24 protein-coding genes and 2 pseudogenes are annotated in these 20,605 nt (G+C 36.3%); 18 read left to right on the top strand and 8 right to left on the bottom strand.

Features of this window, described 5'->3' with window-relative positions; genetic code table 11:
* Nucleotides 1–403: 403 nt before the first annotated feature.
* A pseudogene (locus J7E66_RS16980) lies at nucleotides 404–772 on the top strand (hypothetical protein).
* Here the strand turns inward: J7E66_RS16980 and J7E66_RS16985 are convergent.
* Nucleotides 711–1,004, bottom strand: coding sequence for a hypothetical protein (locus J7E66_RS16985; protein WP_215002081.1), 294 nt, complete (start codon nucleotides 1,002–1,004; stop codon nucleotides 711–713). The pseudogene J7E66_RS16980 and the gene J7E66_RS16985 sit on opposite strands and share 62 nt — an antisense overlap.
* Nucleotides 1,005–1,138: 134 nt before the next feature.
* A complete protein-coding gene (locus tag J7E66_RS16990; RefSeq protein ID WP_066253763.1) occupies nucleotides 1,139–1,336 on the bottom strand; it encodes a hypothetical protein in 198 nt (65 codons plus the stop codon).
* Nucleotides 1,337–1,533: 197 nt separating this feature from the next.
* On the opposite strand from J7E66_RS16990, the gene J7E66_RS16995 reads away from it, so the two are divergent.
* The 10 genes and pseudogenes from J7E66_RS16995 to J7E66_RS17040 all read left to right on the top strand — a co-directional run bounded on the left by J7E66_RS16995 (nucleotide 1,534) and on the right by J7E66_RS17040 (nucleotide 9,958).
* A complete protein-coding gene (locus J7E66_RS16995; RefSeq protein ID WP_215001972.1) occupies nucleotides 1,534–2,520 on the top strand; it encodes a LacI family DNA-binding transcriptional regulator in 987 nt (328 codons plus the stop codon).
* 156 nt (nucleotides 2,521–2,676) lie between these two features.
* A complete protein-coding gene (locus tag J7E66_RS17000) occupies nucleotides 2,677–4,110 on the top strand; it encodes a sucrose-specific PTS transporter subunit IIBC (protein ID WP_215001974.1) in 1,434 nt (477 codons plus the stop codon).
* Nucleotides 4,111–4,177: 67 nt separating this feature from the next.
* Nucleotides 4,178–5,659 carry a glycoside hydrolase family 32 protein gene (locus J7E66_RS17005; RefSeq protein WP_215001976.1) on the top strand — a complete coding sequence of 494 codons (1,482 nt, stop codon included), beginning with the start codon at nucleotides 4,178–4,180 and terminating at the stop codon, nucleotides 5,657–5,659.
* A gap of 316 nt (nucleotides 5,660–5,975) precedes the next feature.
* The gene (locus J7E66_RS17010; protein ID WP_215001978.1) at nucleotides 5,976–6,698 is read left to right on the top strand and encodes a sigma-70 family RNA polymerase sigma factor; all 723 of its coding nucleotides are present in this window, start codon (nucleotides 5,976–5,978) and stop codon (nucleotides 6,696–6,698) included.
* 27 nt (nucleotides 6,699–6,725) lie between these two features.
* On the top strand, nucleotides 6,726–7,307 hold the full coding sequence (clpP, locus tag J7E66_RS17015; RefSeq protein WP_215001980.1) for an ATP-dependent Clp endopeptidase proteolytic subunit ClpP: 582 nt from the start codon (nucleotides 6,726–6,728) through the stop codon (nucleotides 7,305–7,307).
* 188 nt (nucleotides 7,308–7,495) lie between these two features.
* Complete coding sequence (locus J7E66_RS17020; RefSeq protein ID WP_215001982.1) at nucleotides 7,496–7,975, top strand: COG4315 family predicted lipoprotein; 480 nt, start codon at nucleotides 7,496–7,498, stop codon at nucleotides 7,973–7,975.
* A gap of 348 nt (nucleotides 7,976–8,323) precedes the next feature.
* Nucleotides 8,324–8,779 carry a GNAT family N-acetyltransferase gene (locus tag J7E66_RS17025; protein WP_215002001.1) on the top strand — a complete coding sequence of 152 codons (456 nt, stop codon included), beginning with the start codon at nucleotides 8,324–8,326 and terminating at the stop codon, nucleotides 8,777–8,779.
* 22 nt (nucleotides 8,780–8,801) lie between these two features.
* Nucleotides 8,802–9,191 (top strand): annotated as a pseudogene (locus J7E66_RS17030) (YybH family protein).
* Nucleotides 9,192–9,309: 118 nt separating this feature from the next.
* Complete coding sequence (locus J7E66_RS17035; RefSeq protein ID WP_215002002.1) at nucleotides 9,310–9,636, top strand: antibiotic biosynthesis monooxygenase family protein; 327 nt, start codon at nucleotides 9,310–9,312, stop codon at nucleotides 9,634–9,636.
* Nucleotides 9,637–9,742: 106 nt separating this feature from the next.
* Complete coding sequence (locus tag J7E66_RS17040) at nucleotides 9,743–9,958, top strand: hypothetical protein (RefSeq protein WP_215002004.1); 216 nt, start codon at nucleotides 9,743–9,745, stop codon at nucleotides 9,956–9,958.
* 257 nt (nucleotides 9,959–10,215) lie between these two features.
* Here the strand turns inward: J7E66_RS17040 and J7E66_RS17045 are convergent, their stop codons facing one another.
* Nucleotides 10,216–10,434 carry a hypothetical protein gene (locus J7E66_RS17045; RefSeq protein ID WP_168243338.1) on the bottom strand — a complete coding sequence of 73 codons (219 nt, stop codon included), beginning with the start codon at nucleotides 10,432–10,434 and terminating at the stop codon, nucleotides 10,216–10,218.
* Nucleotides 10,435–10,662: 228 nt separating this feature from the next.
* On the opposite strand from J7E66_RS17045, the gene J7E66_RS17050 reads away from it, so the two are divergent.
* Entirely contained in the window at nucleotides 10,663–11,484 is an 822-nt protein-coding gene (locus J7E66_RS17050; RefSeq protein ID WP_215002006.1) for a GNAT family N-acetyltransferase, read from the top strand.
* 46 nt (nucleotides 11,485–11,530) lie between these two features.
* On the opposite strand, the gene J7E66_RS17055 is transcribed toward J7E66_RS17050, so the two are convergent.
* Together J7E66_RS17055 and J7E66_RS17060 are read right to left on the bottom strand one after the other, a co-directional pair.
* Complete coding sequence (locus tag J7E66_RS17055) at nucleotides 11,531–11,752, bottom strand: hypothetical protein (protein WP_088087032.1); 222 nt, start codon at nucleotides 11,750–11,752, stop codon at nucleotides 11,531–11,533.
* A gap of 136 nt (nucleotides 11,753–11,888) precedes the next feature.
* Nucleotides 11,889–12,206 carry a hypothetical protein gene (locus J7E66_RS17060; protein ID WP_088087033.1) on the bottom strand — a complete coding sequence of 106 codons (318 nt, stop codon included), beginning with the start codon at nucleotides 12,204–12,206 and terminating at the stop codon, nucleotides 11,889–11,891.
* A gap of 238 nt (nucleotides 12,207–12,444) precedes the next feature.
* Here J7E66_RS17060 and J7E66_RS17065 point away from each other — a divergent pair, with 238 nt between their 5' ends.
* Together J7E66_RS17065 and J7E66_RS17070 are read left to right on the top strand one after the other, a co-directional pair.
* Nucleotides 12,445–13,038, top strand: coding sequence for a DeoR family transcriptional regulator (locus tag J7E66_RS17065; RefSeq protein WP_215002008.1), 594 nt, complete (start codon nucleotides 12,445–12,447; stop codon nucleotides 13,036–13,038).
* A 58-nt stretch (nucleotides 13,039–13,096) separates the two neighbouring features.
* Entirely contained in the window at nucleotides 13,097–13,750 is a 654-nt protein-coding gene (locus J7E66_RS17070) for a YcnI family copper-binding membrane protein (RefSeq protein WP_215002009.1), read from the top strand.
* A 133-nt stretch (nucleotides 13,751–13,883) separates the two neighbouring features.
* On the opposite strand, the gene J7E66_RS17075 is transcribed toward J7E66_RS17070, so the two are convergent.
* Together J7E66_RS17075 and J7E66_RS17080 are read right to left on the bottom strand one after the other, a co-directional pair.
* The gene (locus tag J7E66_RS17075; protein ID WP_215002011.1) at nucleotides 13,884–14,621 is read right to left on the bottom strand and encodes a metallophosphoesterase family protein; all 738 of its coding nucleotides are present in this window, start codon (nucleotides 14,619–14,621) and stop codon (nucleotides 13,884–13,886) included.
* A gap of 72 nt (nucleotides 14,622–14,693) precedes the next feature.
* A complete protein-coding gene (locus J7E66_RS17080; RefSeq protein WP_251032962.1) occupies nucleotides 14,694–15,791 on the bottom strand; it encodes an AbrB family transcriptional regulator in 1,098 nt (365 codons plus the stop codon).
* A 213-nt stretch (nucleotides 15,792–16,004) separates the two neighbouring features.
* Between J7E66_RS17080 and J7E66_RS17085 the strand changes: the two genes are divergently transcribed.
* Complete coding sequence (locus J7E66_RS17085; protein WP_215002013.1) at nucleotides 16,005–16,517, top strand: hypothetical protein; 513 nt, start codon at nucleotides 16,005–16,007, stop codon at nucleotides 16,515–16,517.
* Between the two features lie 61 nt (nucleotides 16,518–16,578).
* On the opposite strand, the gene J7E66_RS17090 is transcribed toward J7E66_RS17085, so the two are convergent.
* Nucleotides 16,579–17,841 (bottom strand): MFS transporter, encoded by a 1,263-nt coding sequence (locus J7E66_RS17090; RefSeq protein WP_215002015.1) that lies wholly within the window; start codon nucleotides 17,839–17,841, stop codon nucleotides 16,579–16,581.
* A gap of 236 nt (nucleotides 17,842–18,077) precedes the next feature.
* Between J7E66_RS17090 and J7E66_RS17095 the strand changes: the two genes are divergently transcribed.
* The 3 genes from J7E66_RS17095 to J7E66_RS17105 all read left to right on the top strand — a co-directional run bounded on the left by J7E66_RS17095 (nucleotide 18,078) and on the right by J7E66_RS17105 (nucleotide 20,540).
* Nucleotides 18,078–18,884, top strand: coding sequence for an HAD family hydrolase (locus J7E66_RS17095; RefSeq protein ID WP_215002017.1), 807 nt, complete (start codon nucleotides 18,078–18,080; stop codon nucleotides 18,882–18,884).
* A 145-nt stretch (nucleotides 18,885–19,029) separates the two neighbouring features.
* On the top strand, nucleotides 19,030–19,593 hold the full coding sequence (locus J7E66_RS17100) for a DUF2062 domain-containing protein (protein ID WP_215002019.1): 564 nt from the start codon (nucleotides 19,030–19,032) through the stop codon (nucleotides 19,591–19,593).
* 119 nt (nucleotides 19,594–19,712) lie between these two features.
* Nucleotides 19,713–20,540: a histidinol-phosphatase gene (locus J7E66_RS17105; RefSeq protein WP_215002021.1), complete on the top strand. Its 828-nt coding sequence runs from the start codon at nucleotides 19,713–19,715 to the stop codon at nucleotides 20,538–20,540.
* Nucleotides 20,541–20,605 lie beyond the last annotated feature (65 nt).

The following is a 20,605-nucleotide window of genomic DNA, read 5'->3' on the forward strand; positions in this document are numbered from 1 at the left end:
ATTTGGTGTCTTTATTCGGTGTCAGGCACCACGAAAAGACAGTATTTGGATTTTGTCCGTATGGAATTGACACTTTGATATTGTTGGAAACAAAAAGGGTTACGTAGATTAGCTACGTGCTCTTTTTTGTTCATTTTTACATTTTAGGGTCACGTAGAGCACGTCTACGTGCCCGTAATTGTATAATTACACCGATTAGGGTCACGTAGAGCACGTCTACGTGCCTGTAATTGTATAATTACACCGATTAGGGTCACGTAGAGCACGTCTACGTGCCTATAATGGTATAACTGCACCGATTAGGGTCACGTAGAAAATTTAATAATTAATTGGCTTACTGAATCTTCCAATGGTAAAATATAGATGATGGTATGTTTCAAATATGCAGGTGAGGTGACTCTTTATGGGAAGGGAAGTACACTTTAAAGAGGAAGAATTCGTACTGAAGTTAACTGGGCTTTTAAGCATTTTTGCATTAAAGTGGCAGTTGAAAATTCCTTACAAGGCGATAAAAAGTGTTTATATTGATGACTTTGATCCTCCAATGTGGATGCTCCGCATGCCTGGAACCGCCATTGCACCACTCAACATTTACGAAGGCAGCTTTAAGTTTGGTAATTAATGGTATTTCCTTTCGTGTGAACATAAGGTACCATTTATCCATTTTGAATTAGAAAATTTCGGAAAGTATACATATGTCATTTTTGAAATTAAAAACCCAAGAGCTGTAATGATAGAATTGAGAAAGAAATTAAGACATTTGGAAGAGTGAATAATGCACATAAAAAAGAAAAAAATGTAATGATTAATACGTCATTACATTTTTTTCTTTTTACTTTACGTTTTTTAACTAATCTTCTAACAATAATAATACCGCCAATTAGAGCAAATAAATTTAATGGATCCCCAAGGTTAATATTCAAAGTGAAATTATTAGTTACCCTGACATCATTTTTATTGTTATTCGAACCTGGTTGGTTATTAAATTCCTTCAATTCTTTCAAAAAAAATCACCCGTCTAATAAATATAGTATAATTATATTCAAAAAAAATTCCAACTATAAAAGGCTAGGTGTGAATACACTAATAATCTAAAAAATAAATGACGCCATTCTATTAAGAATGGCGTCTGAAATGATTAATATAATTTTTTTAAGTTAAATAGTTTAGAGAATAAAGTTTGATTTTTATCAGTTACCTTTAATTCTTCCATGATTAATTTTTCTTGATTGGTTGTAATCCAATTCTGTAATTCTTGTTTATCTTTACAAAGAGTATAATATGTTTCCCCACCTTTACCAAGTGCGTTGACAACATATCTACAAGTGTTCGCCATAATGTCCACCTTTAAAAATAAATTATTGTTTTATATATGGATTATATCAGGCTTGAAAAAATAGTCCATCATTATTTTTCATCAAAAATCAGCAAATAAGGCCGTTTACATCGAATGTTATCTCTAATTTCGATTATTGAGTGGAAGTTGTGTATAATACATTCATAATAGTGATTGGTGTAAATGGAGTGGAAGATATGATTACAATAGCGGATATAGCAAAACTGTCGGGTGTTGCAAAGAGTACGGTTTCTCGTTACTTAAACGGGGGATCTGTGGGTGAAAAAACGAGTAAAAAAATTGAAAGTGTCATTAAAGAAACGGGATATACACCTAATAAATTTGCCCAAAGCCTAAAAGCCAAGAAAACAAATATTATAGGCACGATTGTCCCAAGATTAGATTCATTCGCCACATCACAGACACTGATTGGGATGGATGACCAGCTAAGGGAACAAGGATATCAATTAGTAATATCCAACTCTAGTCAGGATCTAGATCGAGAAATTGAAAACATATATGGTTTGGCCAAACAAAAGGTAGCAGGAATAATTCTTCTTGCAACCGAAATCACTGAAAGGCATATTGAAGCCTTTGACAATATTCAGGTTCCCATCATATTAGTGGGGCAGGAGCATACTGATTTTCATAGCGTTATCCACGATGATTATCAAGCTGCATACGAGTTAGGCCAATATATTCTGGAAAAAGGACATAGAAGAATTGCCTACTTAGGTGTTTCAGAAAGGGATATAGCAGTAGGTGTCAAACGGAAAGCTGGGTTCATGAAGGCAGTTTCAGAACAACCTGGGTGTGAAGTTCAGTATTTTGAAACAAGCTTTAAAATTGAAGATGCAATCAAAAATGTCCCCAATATTATTAAAAGCTTCCATCCTACTATTATTGCTTGTGCAACCGATAATATCGCTTTAGGTGCTTTAAAAGCAGCAAATATGGAGGGGCTAACGGTGCCTGACCAGCTTTCCATCACTGGATTTGGCGGCTATGATATCACGAAAATCACATTTCCAGGCATCACAACAGCTAAGTTTTTCTATAAAGAGGCAGGACATGTAGCCGCAATGAATATAGTTAAATTGGTTAATGAGGAACAAATAGAAAAAACAACACTTTCAAAATTTAAAATAATGGAGCAAGAAAGCGTTGACAAGGTAATCTATTAATCTTATAATCTAATTGAAACCGGTTCCACTCTAATATATTTATTTTTGGAACCGGTTCCTAAGAAATCATCTTGGAACTCGTTCCTTTAATTGATTTTTTTTGAATAGATTCGGAACCGGTTCCACAAAATAACTAATAGGATAGGGTGATTTTTGATGAATTATAAAAAGATTGCTGAAGAGATACTTGATGCAATTGGTGGTAAGGAAAATGTATCGGCAGCAGCACACTGTGCAACAAGATTAAGAATGGTTTTAAACGAAGATGAAAACATTGATAAAGCTAAATTAGAAGAAATTGATGTAGTTAAAGGTACTTTTTCTACGGGTGGTCAATTCCAAATTATCTTGGGGTCAGGAACAGTAAATGAAGTATACAAGGAACTCGCTAAATTAACGGAATTATCTGAAATGTCTACTAAGGAAGTTTCCAAAGCAGGATCAAAGAAGTTAAATCCTATTCAACAATTTGTCAAAATGCTATCGGATATCTTTGTTCCGATTATTCCAGCCATTGTTGCTGGCGGATTATTAATGGGAATCAATAATCTCTTAACTGCTAAGGATTTCTTTATTGCAGGAAAATCATTAATCGAAGCTTATCCAAATATCGCAGATTTGGCGGGACTTATAAATACATTTGCTAATGCAGCCTTTGTATTTTTGCCAATATTAATTGGCTTCTCCGCAACACAGCGGTTTGGTGGTAATCCATATCTTGGTGCTGCACTTGGAATGCTCATGGTCCATCCCGACTTATTAAACGGTTACGGGTATGCTGATGCGGTAGCTAAAGGCGAAGTTCCAATTTGGAAGATTTTTAACTTTGAAATCGAAAAGGTAGGTTATCAGGGCTCTGTGCTTCCTGTACTAGTTTCATCATTTGTTTTAGCAAAAATTGAAACATTTTTACGAAGGAGAGTCCCTTCATTCCTTGATAACTTAGTTACACCATTATTATCTATTTTTATCACAGGAATTCTTACGTTCACATTAATCGGACCGATCACTCGTGGAGCGGGTAATCTGTTGACAGACGGTTTAGTTTGGTTATATGACACAACTGGCTTTATCGGCGGGATATTATTTGGTCTTGTTTATGCTCCAATCGTCATCACTGGTATGCATCACAGCTTTATTGCCATTGAAACGCAGCTTTTAGCTGATATTGCAAAAACTGGCGGGTCATTCATTTTTCCAATCGCTGCCATGTCTAACGTGGGTCAAGGTGCGGCAACGCTGGCAGTCCTTGCACTGACTAAGGATGCGAAAGTAAAAGGAGTAGCTTCTGCTGCAGGTATTTCAGCACTTCTTGGTATTACCGAACCAGCCATGTTCGGGGTTAACCTTAAGTTAAAATATCCGTTTATAGGTGCAATCGTTGGTTCTGCCGTAGGTTCCGGCTTTGTTACTTTGTTTAAAGTGAAAGCTATTGCCATGGGGGCTGCTGGTTTACCTGGAATCATTTCTATTAAACCAGGAACAATTACTTTCTATATTATCGGCATGGCACTTTCTTTTGCTGTGGCTTTCCTTGTTACTATTATTCTCGGGAAACGCGATGCGAAAAAGCAAGTAGCAGCCAACTAGAGATCTATAAAATCGGAAAGGGAATCATTAATGATTCTCTTCCATTTATTTAAGGAGTAGAAACATTATGGAGTGGACTAAAGAGAAAAGATACCGCCGAATGGAAGATGAAAGCCCTGAAGCAATGCAGGAATTAATGAAAACGGTAAATGCTTGCCCTTGGAGGCAATCGTTTCATATACAGCCTAATACAGGTTTACTAAATGATCCAAATGGCTTTGCTTTTTATAATGGTTACTATCATTTATTTTATCAATGGTTTCCTTTAGGACCTGTCCATGGGTTGAAATATTGGTACCATGTGAAATCAAAGGATCTAGTGCATTGGGAAGACGAAGGAATAGGCATTGCACCGGGGGATTTTTTAGATAGCCATGGAGCATATTCAGGCAGTGCAATTGAACAGGATGGAAATTTATATTTGATGTATACAGGGAATACACGCGATGAAAATTGGCAAAGGCATCCATATCAATGTTTGGCTGTTATGAATGAACAAGGAGATATTGAAAAAGAGAACCTGCCAGTAATCTCAACTGTACCAAGTGGTTATACTGACCATTTTCGTGATCCGAAGGTGTGGAAGTCTGAGGATGGCCAATATTATACGGTTATTGGTGCACAACGTGATAATTTAACCGGTGCAGCTGTCCTTTATCGTTCGTCCAATTTAAAACAATGGAACTTTGAAGGAGAATTAGAAACGGAGCTAAAGGATTTTGGGTACATGTGGGAATGCCCAGATTATTTTGAACTCGCCAATCAAGGCATTTTTGTATTTTCTCCTCAAGGGCTCGAACCCCATGGCGATGATTTCCACAACATTTATCAATCAGGGTATATTCTGGGAAAGAAGCTAAACCTGCCGAATAGAAATTTTGTCCACGGTGATTTTCGTGAGCTTGACCGCGGCTTTGATTTTTATGCCCCCCAAACGACACTTGGACCGGATGGGAGAAGAATTCTTATTGGCTGGATGGGGTTACCGGAAATAGAATATCCAACGGATCCTAACGGCTGGGCTCATTGTTTAACAATTCCTCGCGAATTAAAGGTGAAAAATGATAAATTAATCCAACAGCCAATAGAAGAAATGAAACTGCTTCGTAAAGTTGAACAAAAAATTACGGCCTTTATTGAGAATGATGTGAAAAGCTTCCCAAGTATGAATGGTACAACATTTGAAATGTATTGTGAAATGTCCGATATTTTTGCAGAAGAATGTGGAATCGAGTTTCGGGCGAATGATACGAAAAAAACCGTAATTAAATATCATCTTGCCGAACAAAAGGTGATTTTGGATCGCAGTTATTCTGGTGAAGAGGTTGGGACTGCTTATGGGACAACAAGAGCATGTTACCTTAATAGCAATAAGATTTCGATTCATATGTTCGTAGATACCTCTTCTGTTGAGATATTTATAAATGATGGGGAAGAAGTCTTTACAGCACGGATTTTCCCAGAGTCAGATTGCGACCAAATTAGATTCTTTGCGTCAAAAGGCAGTGCTATGTTCAATATAAAGAAATGGGATTTTAAGAAGAAGTAGGTGTGAATTATTTCTTACATTGTTTATAGAAATAAACTAAAGCTGTTGAGGTTAATCGACAGCTTTTTGTTAACAATTTAATTAGACTAGAATTATGTATTTAAGCTTCATTTATATTTGGAAAATTCAATAATAAATCAGGCCTAATCATAAAAGGGGCATTTTTAAAGCTTTTCTTTTGATTTCTAAAATGGTCAAGTTTATATTAAATTCCAACAACATAAAGTAACTTTAACAAAAGAAAATTTATTGCCCCCGTATCTTTTCATCCCTCTCGAAACGTTTAAAGGGTAGAGAGTGCAAAAGGAGTGAAATCATGTCACAGAAACTTAGAGAGGCCAACTTAATAAGATCACAGAACGAGGATACGTTCGAAAATGAATTTTGGATCGAAAATTATCCAAAACTTCGAAGATATTGTCACTTTCTTGCCCGTAATGGATGGGATGGAGACGATATCGCACAGGAAACGTATATAAAGGTTTTAAAATATTGCAATCACCAGCAAAAGATGACCACTGCTTTATTAAATAAGATTGCCTATAATCACTGGGTCGATATGCTTCGAAAAAGTAAAAATGAAACCGTTGAGGCAGATCCCGATTTTGCCAATCATGCTTTAGTAAATCAACTTGATGAAACAATGGAGTCTGTTGATTTGCTCTTAAATAACTTTACCCCAAATCAAGCTATCATCTTTTTGTTAAAAGAGGGATTTCAATATCAACTGAAAGAAATCGCATCGATGTTGGATTTTACAGAAATTGCGGTAAAGTCCAATCTTCATCGGGCAAAAAAGCGTTTGGAAAAAGCAAACAAAGAGAAGCATTTTCAGTCAGTTGACAGTTTTTGGGATAAAGAAGAAAGGGAACTGCTTTCGGACCTATTTTATGAGGCATTAAAAAATCAAGATCCAACCATCCTCATTCAAGCGCTTCCTTCACGAACAGGTATTAGTAAAGTTCCTAAGCACGTGACAGGTAAATTACGGTCCAAACCAAATTACACTCCTTCAAGCACTCTCTGTATGGCTGCATAGCCAAATTGCTTTCAAGGAGGGATTGGGATGAGTACCATTCCATATGTAATCGAACAATCTAATCGTGGAGAACGTTCTTATGATATCTATTCACGACTTTTAAAGGACAGAATTATTATCATTGGGGATGAAATAAACGAACATACGGCCAATAGTGTTGTTGCCCAATTATTATTTTTAGCTGCAGATGCGCAGGATAAAGAAATTTCGCTCTATATCAACAGCCCAGGAGGTTTGACTACAGCTGGTTTTGCCATTTTTGACACGATGCAATACATTAAGCCAGATGTCAGGACAATCTGCACAGGGATGGCCGCATCATTTGGGGCGATGTTACTGCTTGCTGGAAAAAAGGGAAAACGGTACGCACTGCCAAATAGTGAAATTATGATTCATCAGCCGTTAGGTGGAGCAAAAGGGCAGGCAACGGAAATCGAGATTTCTGCACGAAGAATCTTAAAGCTTAGGGAGCATATCAATAAAATTATTTCAGAACGGACCGGCCAACCGCTTGAAAAGGTAGCAAAGGATACGGATCGAGATTACTTCATGAGTGCCGAAGAAGCGAAAGAGTATGGGATAATCGATGAGATTCTCTATCCAAAATAAGTTTTAATGGAATAGAAAGAGAAAAATAGAGTATAAAAAAATATATTTAAAGTTCCCTCCATTGGGAGCTTTTTTATGTTGGGATTCTTAAAAATTGAGAAGAACTAAAAACTTTTATTTTTACATCAAACCGTTTTAAAGCGTTGTACGTTTCCTTTAATGTAAGCACTATTAAAGGAGGAACTTAAATGAAAAAATATGCTTATCTCATTTCCGTTTTCTTATTTATCTTTTTGTTAGCTGCATGCAGTAATGGTACAAAGGAAGTTACGAAAGAGAATAAATCAAAAAGTGAATCCTCAACTACTGACAAAGAGAGTAAAAATGATCGTTTACAATTATTAGAGAATGATAAGATAGGAAAATACTTAGCTGATTCAAAAGGAATGGCGTTATACTATTTCGCTAAGGATCAGCCGGGTGTAACCAATTGTAGTGGAGAATGTTTAATGAATTGGCCGGCGTTCCCTGCACAATATTTCGAAGTTCCAGACGGGTTTAATAAAAGTGACTTTGGTACAATCAAGAGGGCAGATGATGGAACCGAACAAGTAACATACAAAGGATATCCACTTTATTATTTCATTAAAGATAAATCAAAAGGTGATGTAACAGGACAGGCAGTAGGAGATGTGTGGTTTATTATTAATGCGGAAACCTCTTTCTAATTACATTATTTAATTGTACAATGAATGGAACTAGAACATTCAGATGAAGCAAATAGAGAGTAATAGACCGACTGTCGATGCAGCCGGTCTATTTAGTTTATCTATAAAATTTTTATTGCATATCTGCCAATACTTTTTCCAGTTTTGTACGAAAGACATTTAACCGAAACTCAAGGAGGTTTTTGTCCATCGGAACCAGGCCGAAGGACAATTTACCGATTATCAAATGAGTTTTGTCAAGAAAGTTGCCGATGGGCGCTTTTTTTATTAGAAAAGGAATTATTACTGGCACTAATCCTGCTAATAGTTTAATATATTTTCCAATATAGAGACTGAGGGGGATTTTCTATGGAAATAAAAATAGATAATTTAACGGGAGCAGAAGTGGCTGAATTAGTGGGGGAGCATCTTCATGGTATGAGACTGAATTCCCCGCCGGAAAGTATCCATGCATTAAATCTTGATCAATTACGAAAACCAGAGATTACTTTCTGGAGTGCATGGGAAGGAAAGGAATTACTTGGGTGCGGTGCTTTGAAAGAACTTGATGATCAACATGGAGAGATCAAATCCATGCGAACCTCTTCCTCACATCTAAGAAAAGGTGTAGCTAAACGGATGCTAAAACACATTATTGAAGAAGCCAAACAGCGTGGCTATCACAGGCTGAGCTTGGAAACAGGATCAATGGATGCTTTTGAACCAGCAAGAAGACTATATGTAAGTTTCGGGTTCCAGTTTTGTATGCCTTTTGCGGATTACATGGACGATCCAAATAGTGTATTTATGACAATGGAATTATAATTAAGTTGGGGAGGGATAGATGATGGAACACGAATTAAAAGAGGTCATCAAAAAGTGTGATATGGCAATAAAACAGGAAGATTTTGATACGTTGATGAATTACTACACCGATGATGCCATTTAGGTTGTAAAGCCTGGAATGATTACACGCGGAAAAGAGGAAATCAAAAAAGCAATTATTGCAATTGCAAACTATTTCAATAACAGTGTTGCACCATCACAAGGGGAAATGATTATACTAGAAGCTGGAGACACGGCATTAGTCATTTCCCAGACACTACTCGCTGCCGATAAAAAGGATTCGGAATATTCTATGGATAGAAAGGCGACCTATGTATATAAGAAAAATTTACAAGGTGATTGGCTTTGTGCCATCGATAACTCATATGGGACAGAATTAATCAATAATTAACTAGACGAAGGAATAAAAGGAGTTGGATACCTACCATATGTAGATAATCAGCTTCTTTTTTCATAATTGAAAATGTATTAAAATTATTATAGGATTAAACTTTTTGGGGGAATGAAATATGAGTGGAATTGCACAAACGCCTGAACCACCATACTACGCAGTGATTTTTGCTTCACAGAGAACTAACGGTGACAGTGGTTATGGAAAAATGGCAGATAAAATGGTAGAGTTAGCTTCTCAGCAAAAAGGATTCTTAGGTTTGGAAAGTGCAAGGGATGAAGAGTTAGGAATTACAGTGTCATATTGGGATTCATTAGAATCTATAAAAAACTGGAAGGAAAATTCTGCTCATAGAATAGCACAGGATAAAGGGAAAAAAGAATGGTACAAGAATTTTTCTCTCAGAGTATGCCGTGTAGAGAGACATAACTTTTATGAAATGTGACAATCCAAATTTCGAAGGTGGATTTGAAATAAATAAACTTTCTAATAAAAATAGAGGTGAATAATTCACCTCCATATTGATTGTTTAAAATATTAGTCCTGTCTATGTGGATACATTTGATGCCATTTCTGCCATGTACCATGTGGATGCTGGTGATGCCATTGCTGCCAAGGTACCCAAGGATGTTGTTGTTGCCACTGATGATGAGTGCCATGAGGATAGTGATGATGCCACTGCTGCCAAGGCATATAAGGGTGTTGGTGGTGCCATTGTTGCCAACTACCGTGTGGGTTGTGCTGATGCCACTGTTCCCAAGGCATAAATGAGGATTGTGATTGACCATGACCATGAGTCATTTTAATACCTTCTACCTTCTTTGCAATAAATTAATTCTTTATAGCTTATGCATTGTATATTTTGAAGGACATATTTCCACTAAATTTAAGCTTATTTACCAATAATTAACACTGTCAGGAAATAAAAAGATAGCTGTGAATATACTTCAAGGTTGTGAAAACAGAAATAAAAAAAACGCACCTATTAGAGATGAAAATCTAACATGTACGTTCTTATTCTTGTTTACCGCTTTTTCTTTTTTGAATTATCTACAACAAGTTTATTTTTATTAACGACCACTATGGTAACCTGAACATGAATATTGAGATCATCAATATTCTTAACACTTTCAACTTTTGCCTTTCGACCTTTAATTTTTAACTCTTCACCTTCGGTTGGAACACGATTAAGCAGCTGAGTTAATAAAACGTTATTTTTTTCAATAAAATGAACAGCAAACATTTTAGTCTCACCTATTTCTTATGATATATGATACATAAAAAATGCTCATATAAAATATATGAGTTAAATTTAAACCAAATTACTAATACAAAACAAAAATTGAAAAATGCTGTTTACCTCAATTTTAGCTGGGGGTAATAATCGTAACTTTTCAAAAGAAAAAAACTGTGTAGAATTACTAGTGGATATGTTTGCTAAAAAATGAAATACGTTCGGGGGCCGACATGGGTGACTTTAAATTATGAAGGATTAGCAAGAAAAATTGAGGATATAAAAATTCAAGGGACCATGGAGTACATTATTAATCGGAAGAAAATGTCACCATCTTATAATGGAGATTATTTGTCATTAGATGGAAAGGGAACTGTGTTTCAAATGGATAATTATTGTTTTGGTGTAGGCCTTGGCTTAAATGGAACTGTTTTATCCAGTGATATTGAGAGGGTAGAAAACTTCATTCGGGAAAAAGATAATTGTTCAAATATACATTTTGAGTTAACTCCCTTTTCTGATCAAACATTACTAAAAATACTCCAAGAATCAGGATACACTCTAGAACAATTCCTAGCTGTTTGGGTACTCAAATTAGAGGAGTGGAATCCAAACAAAGGAAACCTAAGAAATGACGAGGTTTCAATAGTAAAAGTGGGTGCTGAAGAAACATATGAATGGGCACGAACCGTTGCCCTTGGTTTTTCAAGCGACCAGAACACAACGGAGGATTCAATCGAATCCGTAAGAGGTTTTTTTAATTTATCTCATTCAGCTGCTTTTTTATTAAAAGAAAAGGAAGAAAGTGTGGCAGGGGCATTCGTGGCAATATCTGACCAGCTCGGTGAAATGTTCTTAACTAGTACGATTCAAACACACAGAGGAAAAGGCTATCAAAATTTACTAATTGAAGAAAGAATTAATTATGCAAAGTCTAAAGGATGTACCCATTTGACTGTGACGACAAAACCGAATAACATATCCGCCAGGAATATGGAAAGAAACGGTTTTAAATTAGCTTATAACAAGGTAATTATGAAGAGTTCACTATGTAAGTAATCTTGTATAGAGAGGAAAAATATTCCTTCTAAGGCTTGCAGTTTGTTTATTTGACTAATATCCTTTCATTAATTATCCGTACAAAACGAACTAAATAGGAATTTATTATATAATTACCTTGATCATTTTTCACGATAAAGTATTTGTTACGCTCCATCATTTCAACTACTTCTTGTTCAACATCTTCTTTATTAACATCTAATTCTTTAATCATTTTTTCGGTTATGATCTCATGATCAAACGTATAGCAAACTGTAAATTCCTTCAATCTAATTTTCCTTTCTGTAATTAATTGTGGTTTTGAATAGAAATCACTTCATTTTTTGCAACTGTACTTCTGTAAACAAGAAATCTGCCCCTCGAATGAAGTGGGCAGAAGCCACTCAAGAGGGACCTTATAATATCTATTTCTTCTCCACTTTGACTAAACCTTTTCCTAAATTATTCTTATCAAAATAGCATATGACCACATCATGAACGCGTATTTTATCACCCGAAAGGATGTTCTTTGAAGAAAAGATGATATCTGTTCCGTCATCACTTTTTCCGTAGTATTGCTTCCCTTTAATTTTACTAATCTTGTATTCTACCGTGGTGTACTCAGAGGAACCATTGTTTTTAGTTATAGTATTGTTAACAGGAGCAGAAGTATGATCTTTTACTAATACTAATGCTATTAAAATTGATGAGAGCACCAAAAGGATGATCACTCTTTTAATCATTGTACTCTACCTCCTTCTATGTATTTTAAGAGAAATGATAGGAATGTAAATCCTCCTATCTTCCTTATGTCTTTATACCTATTTCTTAATTCAACCACCTGTTAAGTCTTGTGAGAAAATGTGATTTCGTTGATAAAATTTCACAAGTTATTCACATTTATACCTTGTTAATATTTTAAAGGTATTCTAATCTTATTATATAATAGCAATTTCAACAAATCTTGAAGGAGGTGCACAATTGTTACCTATTGAACGTCGACAGCACCTATTAACTTGGTTAAATAATGAAGGAACCCTATCGATTACAGAAATTAGCAATCGTTTACAAGTTTCCGAAATGACCGTTTATCGAGATATTAAGCCATTAATAGAAGACAAAAAGGTCATTAAAACTTCAGGTGGAATCTGCTTAACACAAGAAACTAACACATCTTCTAGCGCATGTACATATTGCTTGAAGGAATCAAATAATCGCCACCCAGTTCAAATTATAACCCATGAGTTAAGGGTAGAGCACCTTTGCTGTCCTCATTGTGGCTTATTACGATATAACGACATAGAAAAAGATGTTTCTCAAATCATTTGTCGCGATTTCCTTCAGGATACGACTGTTAGTGCAAAAATGGCGTATTTCTTACTTGACGCAGATTTTAAATTGAATTGCTGCCAGCCACAAGTATTAGCTTTTGATTCATTAAAACATGCCGATCAATTTCAAAAAGGCTTTGGTGGAATTGTTCTCCGATTTAGAGAAGCCATCTTAGAAATACAAAAAAGAATGAATGGTCAAAGTGGATGTGGATGCAATAAAAAAGAGAGATTGTTGGAATGAAATTAAGAAGGAAGCTTTTACTTTTGCAGTAATGAATAAACATTGAGGAGCAAAAATGATGAAACGTACATTGAAAAAGATTTCTAAAGTGTTTTTACCAACAATATTAGGTTTATTATTATTCTCAAGTGTGGCAAGTGCCCATGTGACAGTAGTACCGAAAACGTCGACAACAGGTGCATGGGAAACATATACAGTTAAAGTTCCGGTTGAAAAGGATATAGCCACGACAAAATTCACGTTAAAAGCACCAGCTGGAGTTGAAATTAAGTCTTATCAGCCAGTCCCTGGATGGAAATATTCCGATGAAAAAGATGCGAAAGGTATAGTAAAATCATTTACTTTCGAAGCAACAGGTGACGGGATTTTACCTGGTCAATTCCAGCAATTTACGTTTGTTGGAAAAAACCCTGAAACGGCAACTAAAGCAGCTTGGGATGCTTTTCAATATTATAAAGATGGCAGCATAGTAGAATGGACAGGGGAAGAAGGAGCAGATAGTCCTCATTCCATAACTGACATTGTTGCAGGCGCATCATCGGATGACCACAACGACAATGCTAAAATGGAAGAAACGAAAAAAGAAGAAACAAAAACAGTTGAAGCTAAAAAAACAGACTCTGATAACACTAATTCACTTCCGACCATCTTATCGGTTGTTGCAGCCTTGTTATCATTAGTGGCTCTTGTATTTGCCATTCGTAAAAAGTAATACCTATTAAAAAAATGACGATAAGCTTGGAATGATCAAGCTCATCGTCATTTTTTTGGAAATTATAATCGAGGGCTATTATTTACGTATAAAAAAGTCTGCCCGGGGTTAAACTTAGATGCCGTAAACAGAATTACATAAATTTCAAATGTTGATCGCCATAAAATATCTTTAAAATATAATCCGCATCAGGTACATTCAATCTGTTAAAACCGATCAGAAATTCTTTATTGTCATACGGCACTTCCCTAAAAGTAATAGAAATATCTCCCAGTTCACCAATCGTCACAACAGCGTAAGAGGCCAATGGCTTATAATGACAGCCCAAAGAGCTTGGGTTGAGATAGAGTCGCTCCATGGATTTAAAGTGATGGATCACGTGATGATGGCCAAAACAAACAATATCCGCATTAGATGTCTGGTAAATGGCGTCAAGTTTCTCCTCGGTTGGCTCTTTATCCACTGAGATAAATTTATTTAGTTCACTCAAATGATAGTGAACAAAAAACAATCTTTTACCATTGTAAATCGATTCTAACGTGACAGGAATCTCCGTTAAAAACGGAATAAACTTATGGTCTAGATGGGCTGCAATCCATTGATGATGTACCTTTTCACTACCCCTGCTATAAGGCTCTCTACCTGCAATAATATCCAAAATAGCTTCATCGTGGTTTCCCATAACAAACGAAATATCAGAACGTGAACTTAGGAGCTCAAGAACCTCATTTGTTTCATACCCAATCCCGATCAAATCTCCCAAACAATAGATATGCTCAGTCTTTTCGTCCTTGTCAATCTCATTCAAAACTGCCATTAATGCCGAATAATTACCATGAATATCCGTTATGATTGCTATTTTCTTCTCCATTTTCTAATCTCCGTTTTTCCGATAGTTTACACATCTGCAAGTAATAAAATACAAATATTTGGACCATAGGACCTAAGGGGTCTTTGCTGTTTTCCTCATCCCGACTTTAAAAATCCATCTTAGAAGCGGTGGAACGGCAAAGTAAATAAAAAAGAGTCGAAAAAGTTGATAGCCGGTCACCATCGATAAATCGGCATGGACCTCATGAGCGAGAATTCCCATTTGATCCATTCCTCCAGGAGCCAAAGCTAAAAAACTGGTTGATTGGTTGATAGGGTAGTAAGCAACGAGTAATAAACTTAGCCCGATGGAGACCAAAATCATTACCATCCCACTAAGGAGCGCAAGTGTAATAATTTTTGTTTTGTGCTCCAGTTTCTCAGGATTTAATAGCAAACCAATGTACCCGCCAATCATAAATTGAGAGGCATCCAGAATCGAAGCTGGTACCGCGGGCCCATGTAAGCCTGATAAATTGATGACTGCTGTTCCTAAAATTGGACCTAACATATAGGGGGTAGGAAATTTTAATTTTCGAGCAAGCAATGCACAAACAACACAAATAATAGCAAACCAAATGATGGTTGGAAAAAGTGGGATAGGGGAGACGGTACCATTATTAACCAAGACCAAAGCTTTGTTTGTCGTATTTTTAAAAAGAGGTCCCAAAATAAGAAACGGAACAAAGAAAATAATCATAATCAATCTAGCTACCTGTAGAAAAGTTACCGTAGTAATGTTAATTCCTTTCAATTCTTCGGCGAAAATAATCATTTGTGATAGCCCGCCCGGAATACTTCCAATCAACACGGTTGGATAATCGACACCAGTTAACTTAGAAACAACAAAAGCAATTCCAGCACAAAAACAAACAAGTAATACTGTCATCAGCAACATGGAAGGCAGTTTAGCCATTATTTCCAAAAGTGCTTCTTTTGTGAACGAGAGGCCAACCGAATATCCGACAATCACTAAACCTATGTCGCGAATGGTACTAGGCCAGTAAAACTGAACTTTTCTAAACCTTGAGCCAATTAAAACTGCTGCCATTGGTCCAAGCAGCCATGGAATAGGTGTATGTAGTGCAGCGAACGTAATTCCTCCTATTAAAGCGATTAACAATGAGACACAAAATCGAATCCTTTTGTCGCCATTTGCAAATTTGCTCAAGCAGAACCCTTCTATCTCTATAAATTAGTAGAATATTAACAACCTTGAAGCAAGGAAACACGATATTTATGTAATTCCGCGCTTAAACTATTTTATCATGGTGTGGAAATTTAATCTAAACTGGTGCATTTGAGTGAAGTAATTTTGGGAAGAATTACGCATAATAATCGGGAAAGTTTACATGGAAAATATAGCTGAAAAGGAGAGTAATATATGAAAGCACCATTTATTTTAGGACTGGGTATTACCTTCTTCTTATTAGTCCCACTTGGCATTTATACAAATATCTTCCCATTCTGCGCGATTGGCTTAACCGGTGCAGGTTTATCATTTATATTATTTAGTTTAAAAGTAAACAATGTCTGGAAGGGATTCACCAGGGTGCAAGAATTACCTTTTATAGGCTCATCGGTCATGTGGATCTATCGCTTAGGGATTCTGGGACTTGGAGCTCTAGCCTTGTTCAGCGCTTCTGCGTATTGGGCAGATTCACCGGCTTACATAAAAAAGAATTACACAATATTAGAAGGGATTCCTTCAAAAATTGTTTATGAGAAACCTTCTAAGGGTGAAATCCAAGGAACTATTACTGTAATAATCCATAACAAACGTTTAAATATATCCCCAAATCCACAATATCCAATCGAAAAAAATGTGGAAGGACGCCGTTTTCTGATTAACTACCTGCCAAACACAGAGTGGGTCATGGATTACAAAATCGAATAATAACAGAAAAAAACTAGGAAGTTCCTAATGAGTTCCCTAGTTTTTTGTTTAATTAAGAATATTAATTTACCTGACTTTGCAAAATTTCTTGTCGTTTCTCCACGATAATCAATCCACCCACTAACCCTAGAGAGGCGAATATGACAGGAATAATGAAACCATATTGGTATCCAACACTACTTGCAGATGCGTGGAAATGGTCTAACACTTTCCCAAAAATACTTGGCAAAAGAACAGCACTTAAAAAACCGCCCATATTGGCAAAGCCAGAAACAACCCCGACTTCTTTGATATCGAAGGATTTTCTAACAATCGCAAAGGTTAAAGCACTCGCTCCATTTCCGTATCCAATAAGAAAGAAAATAATCGTAAGCATTAAGACTGGCGGCTTTCCATTCATGAAAAGGAATGACGACCAGCATAAAAACACAATGCAGTGAACAATAACATATGGACGTTTAATCGAGTCTAAGCGGCTGGAAATCCAGCTAGTTAATGGAGCACCAATAATTGCCCCGAAAAGACCTACCATAATCAGTTGACTCGCATCTGAACGAGACAATCCATATACATGCATCCCATAGGGGACAGCCCACGACCCAATAAATCCTACATACGTTCCAACAGTACCAAAGTGACAGAAGAACGTGGCCCATGCTTGGCGGGTGGAAAAAATACGACGTAACAAAATCAGCGTTTTTTCACGAGGCTTTTTCTGTTTTTTAGGTATGGTATCGTTCCATTCAAAAGTCTTTGGTTTTTTTACTAGGACATAGTAGAGAAGTACTCCACAGAGAACTACCATAATTCCCGATGTAAAAAAGGGGGCGCGCCAGCCTGATAGAGTAATCCATGCTGAAAAGGGGACGGTCGCTAGCAAAAAGCCAAAACTCCCTGCCATTCCAGCTATGCCCAGTAATCCAACAAACTCCCGCACTTTAAACCATTGACTTAGGATCAACACTAAATTAACCCAAATAGCTGAATCACCCGTACCTACCAATAATCTAGCAAAAAGAAGCACTATTTCATTCGTGGCTAGACTATAAATTAATGTACCTATTCCAGTAAGAAGCGCCCCAATCACTAGAAAAAGGTTGGGGCCAAACCGATCAGACAAGATCCCAATAGGAATTTGTAGACCAGCATAGGCAAAAAATTGAATACTTGTCAGTAATCCAATCGTAGAGGCTGTAATGTTGAAATCTGTCATCAATTGATCGGAAATTAACCCTGGAGCTGTTCGTTGACTAACAATTAATAAATACGTTAATAAAATAGATACAAAAACGACCCATCTATACTTGCTATTTTGTTTTTCCAATGTTCTCTTCTCCTGTTTGCTATAATTTCCTTATTATACTATATAAATCTTAATTAGGGACTATCGAGACACTGGCTTTTGTCCGTGTCACTATTATATTGAAAAGTTTATTTCCGATTTTAAATTGTCCGCTAATACTAATGCACTAACTTTTAATGGGAAAGGCTCATTTTATCATGAAAATGATGTTATCTCATATAATTAAGTTACACCACTATTTAAGGGGGGATTGGTTCATGAATCAACAAACCTTAATATTGGATTTAGATGACACCTTGATTCACTGTAATAAATACTTTGTAGAATCTAGAAACAGATTTGCAAATGTGATGAAGAAATGGTTTAAATCCGTACAAAAGCAGGAAATTCTCCAAAAACAATCTGAAATTGATATAAAATCTGTTGAAAATGATGGCTTGCATTCTTCCTTATATACGCAATCCCTAGTGACAACCTATCGGTATTTTTGCGAAAAAACGGGGAGAAAAATGAAAGCGTCTGAACTAAATCAAGTAGAAAAAATTGGTCAAAGTGTTTTTCAAAGAAAGGTAAAACCTTTTCCTTATATGTATGAAATCTTGGATACCTTACAAGCAGAGCGGCATCAATTATATTTATTTACTGGAGGAGATGAAGAGAATCAAAATAGGAAAATTTCCCAATTACGCTTATCGGATTACTTTCAAGAAAGAATCTTTATCTTTGAACATAAAAATACAGAAGCATTGCAACAGGTTTTAAACAAAATAAACGCTGATAAAAAGAATACTTGGCTGATCGGCAATTCACTCAAAACAGACATCAAACCGGCGATTGAGCTTGGTCTAAATGCTATTCATATCCCAGCGGAGATAGAGTGGAGCTATAATATCGTGGATATTGAAATTCAACCAAGCGGTACCTATGCCGAATTAAAATCACTTGTTCAATTGCCAGAGTATATAAGAGAACAGGCAGATTCTCGTGGCGAAACTAGAAGGGATTCTGTCAAAGAATTCCGGTCTCAAGAATGGGTTCATTTAAATAAAGAGGTTCAAGCGTAAATTAGTCCAATCCCAATAGATAAAGCAGAGCAGTTTCCATCATGGGGACTGCTTTATATTTCCTTAATTAATTGATTTGTTAGAATAGTAGTTATGGCTCATTTAGAGTATAATAAACTTATCATCGTAATAAGGAGATACCTACATGAGCATAAAACCAAAAAAGTATAATTTATTGCAGCGATTTGGACGTGCTTTTAAGTTTAATATAACTAAACTTCTTCGATCTCCTGGTGGAGCGAGAAAAGTATCCTTAGGATTTGCGCTGGGCCTTGGTTTGGAAATGTTGGTTCTTTCAACAGGTTCGCTTATTTATATATTATTTGTACCGATCGTCCGTTTAGCGAAAGGTTCATTACCTGCATCCATTATTGGTAATGTCATCGGTAAACTATCCCTTCTTCCAGTTATTCTGTTACCTTTTGCAAAAAAAATTGGGAAATTGATTTTTCCGATGAAAGTAAATTTAGGCCACAAGTCATCATTTTCTTTTCAAAAGTTAATCCACGGTGATCTTCATAGTCTAATTAGTATCCTTCATGGAGGCTTCCATACTTTAATAGGTATGACCATTTTTGGGATGATCCTAAGCTTTAGTTCTTACTTTATTGTTTATCATTTTTATGAAAAAGAAAAAACGAAAAGGCTTAAAAGAAGACGCAATAAACGAGAGACACCTCTCAATTCAATCAAGCAGAATTATGTTTAATTGTTTCGAAAAAGAAAACGCCGCCACTTAACATCGGAACTAGTGGAAGGTGTTTTCTTTTTTTTACTTTGATTAATCTTTTCTGATATATGTACATATTAATAGGTGAGGTGATTAACATGGACAAGTTGAATTCAAATCCCAAATTTGATTTACATACGCATCATGATCGTTGCGGCCATGCTCGCGGAAAGATTCGTGATTATATTGATGCCGCGATTGAACGAGGGCTAAGTGTCATCGGGATTGCTGATCATTCCCCTTACTTTAGTAGTGACGAAGATCATCTCCGTCCCCATATCGCGATGGCAAAAAGTATGTTTCCAGAATACGTCAACGAAGTACTGCAGCTGAAACAAGCTTATAGCGATAAAATCGAGGTTCTTCTTGGAGTGGAATCGGATTTCTTCCCTGAGTCTGTAGAGATTTATCGTTCCTGTTTTGAGCCGTACCCTTTTGATTACATCATTGGTTCGGTTCACCATGTGGACGGGGTGAGTATTTTTAATAAAAAGCGCTGGAATGGGCTCACTGAACAAGAAAAAATCAGAACGAAAGAAAATTACTATTCGCTTATTGAGCAATCGGCTCGAAGTGGGATGTTTCAAATCCTCGGCCATATTGATGCTATGAAAGGATTCTATCCTGCCTTTTCATCCATCCAGACAGCTGCAGTTGAAAATACCATTAAGGTGATAGGAGAAAATGATATCGCGATTGAAATCAACACATCCGGAAAAACAAAAGACGTTGGCGGCTGGTATCCGTCGGATGATATTTTAGAGATGGCACTTCACTATGGTGTGAAGGTAACGTTTGGATCGGATGCCCATGATCCACATCGAGTAGGGGACGAGTTTGATCAAGTTCATCGGCGCCTTAAGGAAATCGGCTTCAAGGAATGGGTTTATTTTAAAAATAAAGAGAGAGTCACAGTTAGGATTTAGGAAACACATGCTTCGTATATTTATTCTTGAATTACAAACACTACCAGTAAAAAGGCGGTGTAATC

This window comes from Bacillus sp. ISL-7 (assembly GCF_018613065.1).